Origin of the sequence: Streptomyces sp. HSW2009 (assembly GCF_040240285.1) — a bacterium.
Taxonomy (GTDB): domain Bacteria; phylum Actinomycetota; class Actinomycetes; order Streptomycetales; family Streptomycetaceae; genus Streptomyces.
Map to the genome: position 1 here is coordinate 1 of NZ_JBEHZD010001227.1, position 291 is coordinate 291.

The 291-nt window shown below is 79.7% G+C and carries 1 protein-coding gene; it reads right to left on the reverse strand.

The genetic code is table 11. The features are described 5' to 3' along the window. The coding region (locus tag AAHZ94_RS35295) for a hypothetical protein (RefSeq protein ID WP_349997714.1) at window positions 1–291 on the reverse strand (291 nt) is incomplete at both ends.

Sequence of the window (291 nt, forward strand, 5' to 3'; positions counted from 1 at the left end):
GCGTCCGGGCGCACCCAGAGTTCGGGGGTGATGGCGAGCGTGGCGGCCTGCGCCGCGCGCGCCCGTCCGACCGGGTCGGCGTGCGCCGCGGTGAGGTTCCCCGACGGCGTCTCGGCTGCGCCGATCTCCGCCAGTTCGGCGATCTCGTCCGCGATGTCGTCGCCGTACGCGGCGCCTTCGGCCCGGCGCTCCGCCAGCGCGTCCAGCCGCCGGTGGTCAAGGCTCGCACCGGAGCGGCGGCCGGGCCCGGGGCCGTCCTGGCCGGTGGTGTCACCGGGCCGGGGGGGGGGG